At 71.5% G+C, this 4,117-nt stretch carries 3 protein-coding genes; 2 read left to right on the forward strand and 1 reads right to left on the reverse strand.

The features are described 5' to 3' along the window. The first annotated feature begins 75 nt into the window (after nucleotides 1-75). Nucleotides 76-1,269, forward strand: a complete 1,194-nt coding sequence (locus D7X32_RS43465; protein ID WP_120608349.1) for a glycosyltransferase family 2 protein — start codon at nucleotides 76-78, stop codon at nucleotides 1,267-1,269. Between the two features lie 101 nt (nucleotides 1,270-1,370). Here the strand turns inward: D7X32_RS43465 and D7X32_RS43470 are convergent, their stop codons facing one another. Beyond that, complete coding sequence (locus D7X32_RS43470) at nucleotides 1,371-2,225, reverse strand: CHAP domain-containing protein (protein WP_120608350.1); 855 nt, start codon at nucleotides 2,223-2,225, stop codon at nucleotides 1,371-1,373. Nucleotides 2,226-2,358: 133 nt separating this feature from the next. On the opposite strand from D7X32_RS43470, the gene D7X32_RS43475 reads away from it, so the two are divergent. Beyond that, nucleotides 2,359-4,047 carry a HEAT repeat domain-containing protein gene (locus D7X32_RS43475; protein WP_120608351.1) on the forward strand — a complete coding sequence of 563 codons (1,689 nt, stop codon included), beginning with the start codon at nucleotides 2,359-2,361 and terminating at the stop codon, nucleotides 4,045-4,047. Nucleotides 4,048-4,117 lie beyond the last annotated feature (70 nt).

The raw sequence follows: 4,117 nt of genomic DNA on the forward strand, positions 1-4,117 counted from the left end.
CACATAATCAAACACTCGCCTGGTGGTGGGCGGCGCCAGATTTGTAAAAGAGACGGGGTTGGGGGGGGGGGGTCGATGGCGGAGGTCTTCTTCTGGTGCGCGGCGCTGGCGCTTGTGCACACTTATTTTCTCTATCCCTTGAGCCTGTTCGCCCTAGAGGGCGTGGCGCAGGTCGTCCAGAACCTGCGGAGGGTGCGCTCGGGTGAGGCTCGGGCGGGCGTCAAGGCCGGGCCGCTGCCGTCGGTGAGCCTGGTGGTGGCCGCCTACAACGAGGCGAGCTGCATCGAGTCGAAGCTGAAGAACAGCCTGGCGCTGGACTACCCCGCGGACCGCTTCGAGGTCGTCATCGGGTCGGACGGCTCCACGGACGGCACGGACGGGCTGGTGCAGCAGTGCACGGATGAGCGCGTGCGCCTGTCTCCCGCGCCCCGCGCCGGCAAGACGACGGTGCTCAACCGCTGCATCCCGTCCGCGCACGGCGACATCGTGCTGCTGTCGGACGCGAACACGATGATCGACCCGGACGCGGTCCGGAAGATCGTCCGCCACTTCGAGGACCCGGAGGTCGGCGCCGTCTGCGGCAAGCTGCGCCTCTACAACCCCACGAAGCAGGACTACGAGGAGAGCGCCTACTGGAGCTACGAGTCCCTCATCAAGATGTACGAGGGCCGGCGCGGCGCGGTGGTGGGGGCCAACGGCGGCCTCTACGCCATCCGGCGCTCGCTCTTCACGCAGCTGCCGCCGTCCACCATCGTGGATGACTTCGTGATTCCGCTGCGCATCCTGGAGAGCGGCTTCAAGGTCGTCTACGAGGAGGGCGCTGTCGCCCACGAGGAGACGACGGAGGACTACGGCAAGGAGTTCGGCCGGCGTGCTCGCATCGCCGCGGGCAACTTCCAGAGCCTGCGCCTCGTGCCCGGACTGCTGCTGCCCACCGCGGGCTTCCCCGCGTTCGCCTTCTGGTCGCACAAGCTGCTGCGCTGGTGCGCTCCCGCGCTGATGGCGCTGGCGCTCTTCGCCAACCTGTTCCTGCTGGACCGCCTGTTCTACCGCTTCACGTTGGGCGCGCAGCTGGGCTTCTACGCCCTGGCGTACCTGGGCCGCTCCGGTGTCTTCAAGAGCGGCGCCGCGAAGAAGGCGACGTCCATCGCCTACTACTTCGTGACCATGAACGCGGCCATCGCCGTGGGCTTCTGGCGCTTCCTGCGCAACTCGCAGCGCGCCGCGTGGGACCGCACCGCCCGCGTGCCGACGTCCACGTCGACCTGACCTTCACAACCCGTTTGGCGGTACAGGCCCGTCGGTTCCCCGCGGCGCTCCGGCTGGTTCCGGAAGCGCACGGCAGGAATCGACGGGCTTTCCTTTTGGGCCTACCGCGCCGCGACCGCCATGGGCTTCGCAGGGCCGGAGGGCAACACGCTGCCGAACGCGGCGAAGAGCTGGCCGGTGAGCACGTGCGGCTGACCGGGGCCGGGGCTTCGCAGCATGTCGTTGAGCACCTCGCCCGTCTTCGGATCGCGGGCCATGTGGGGGCGCGCCAGGTTCATCCGGTAGCGCACCACGCCGCGCTTCACGCGGTGGATGACGGTGACGGTGCCGTCCGCGTCCACGCCGTCCACCAGCCCCACGTGGGTGAGGCCATCGTTGCGCCGGCCGTCGCGGTTCTGATCATACGTCTCGCGGAAGAACACCAGGTCGCCCGGCACGGGGCGCCCGTCCGTGTACACGCGGCCGTTCGCCCGGGCGTAGCGGTACATCGCGGTGACGCCGTTGTCCCCGGGCTTCAGCGCGCCCCGGAACTTCACGCCCGCCTGGGCGTAGGTGGCCTCGATGAGCGCCGTGCAGTCCGCCGGGTAGCGCTTGCCGTTCACCTGCACCGTGGACTGCCCCACCAGGGCGCGCGCCGTGGCCAGGACCTGCTCGCGAGGAGTGCCCCGGGGGGCGGGGCTGGCGGCCGTCTGCTTCGCGGGCGTGACGGTGGGGCGCGGCTTCGCCGGGGCCCTGGCGGGAGCCTTCGCCACGGCCGGGGCCTTGGTGGGAGGGGACGCCTTCGCGGGGGCGCGTTCGCGGACCGCCACCTCCGAGGACAGCGTGGCGCGCGGGAAGGCCGGCGGGGAGGCGGAGCGGTAGCGCACGGCATCCGACGCCACCCAGGCACCCACGGGGGACCCGGTCGCACAGCCCGTCGTCATCGCCAGCATCGCCATCCATGCGCCCAGCTTCATGGCCACCTCGTCCTGTAGCGTCCTGGGACGGAGGCTCCCTCCGCTGGTGCGTGTAGGCAAGAAAACCACCCAGGCAACCGGGCGGGACGGCTCGGGTTTCCGACACGAGACGGGTGGGGTATTGCTGGAGGGGATGCCCACCTTCCGTCGCGCCCTCGCCCTCGTGCTCCTGGCCACCGGTTGCTCGCACACGTCCTTCGAGCGTGCCAGCGAGCAGGACACCGTGCAGGCCTACCAGGACTTCCTGCGCGAGCACCCGGATGATCCCGAGGCCACGACGGCCCAGGGGCGCATCGAGGGGCTGGAGTTCGACGAGGCGAAGCGGCTGCACTCGGTCATCGCCTACAAGCGCTTCCTGGAGACGTACCCGGACGCGACGCAAACGCGGATGGCTCGGTCGCTGCTGGAGGGCCTTCGCTTCAACGCGGCGAAGGAGGCGGACACGGAGGCCGGGTGGCGGCAGTTCCTCGCCGAGCACCCCGAAGGCACCCACCGCGACGAGGCGCGCGCCCGGCTGCAGGCGGCCCAGGAGCGCGACGTCCAGACGACCACCGACCTCAAGCGCGTGTCGCAGCTCCTCCAGGGAGAGGCCGCGGGCGCCCGCCGCGAGGAGCTGGAGCGCAAGCTGGACGACGAGTCCTTCGCCCAGGCCAGCGACGCCGGGAAGCTCTTCGCCTACCTGCGCGACTTCCCCGCGGGCGCGCACCGCGAGGAGGTCCGCGTCAAGCTGCTGGAGCTGGAGGTGGAGGGGCTGCTCGTCTCCGGGCTGGTGGACGAGGCGGAGGAGAAGGTGAAGACCCATCCGCTGGGGCCGAAGCTGACGGGCTTCCCCGCGCGCCTGGCCCGCGCCCGCGCCGAACAGGGTGCCCTCTCCCGCACCGAGCCCGCCGCCCGCGCGATGCAGGCCGGCCACTACCTGCGCGACCTGGAGGACCTGAAGCGCGCGTTGGTGGCGCCGGATCCGTTGGACCGCTGGCAGGCGGCGGAGGAGCTGGGCCAGCATGTCTCCGTGCGCGCGGTGGATCCACTGCTGGAGGCGCTGCGCACGGCGCGCAACCCGCTGATCCGTCAGAACGCGCTGGCGTCGCTGCGCTCGGTGCTCTCCGCGCTGCCCGCCCCCGTGGCCGCCTATGAAGTCGCCGTGCGGCTGGAGAACCTGCGCGAGCGCGCCAGCAGCCCGGAGCTGTACATCACCGTCGCGGCGCTCCTGGATCTCAGTGGCCAGTTCGAGCAGGCGGCCAGCCAGTACCAGCGCGTCTACGAGTCCGGCGGCACGGATCCGCTGGTGCTCTGGCGCTGGGTGCAGCTGCGCGAACAGCGTCATCAGGCGTTCTCCTCGGCGGTGGCGGCCCGGCAGCTGGCGGTGTGGGCGCAGACGACCGCGCGCGAAGAGACCGTGTCCGCGGAGGGTGGGGTGCCCCTGGCGTCCGCCCGGCAGCTGTGCGCGGCGGTGGTGGACGCGCGCTTCGCGGCCCAGGCCATCGGCCGGGTGCGTGGACAGAAGACGGAGTTCCCTGAGGACCTGGACACCTTCGAGCGCACCGCCCAGGACGCGGTGCGCCTCGCCGAGGCGAAGCTCGCGGACGCGGAGCTGCTCCTGCGCCAGCAGCATCCCGGCGTCCGCACCTGCGCGGATCAGCAGGTCTCCGAGCGCCTGTCGCAGGGCGTGAAGGAGCGCACCCTGGCCCTCCAGCAGGCGTCGAACGCGAAGCTGCCGAAGCCCGTGGGCACGCTGCTGTTGGAGCTGGCCCGCGAGCGCGACCCGTCTCCGGAGGTCCGCGCCGCGGCGGCCTCCCGGTTGGCCGGATCCACCCCTCCCTGAGACGGACTGGCGCACGCGGTCGCGGCGGTTAGAGTCCCAGCCCCCCATGGCCGCCCCCCTGCCGCTGATC

This window comes from Corallococcus carmarthensis (genome assembly GCF_003611695.1).
Taxonomy (GTDB): domain Bacteria; phylum Myxococcota; class Myxococcia; order Myxococcales; family Myxococcaceae; genus Corallococcus; species Corallococcus carmarthensis.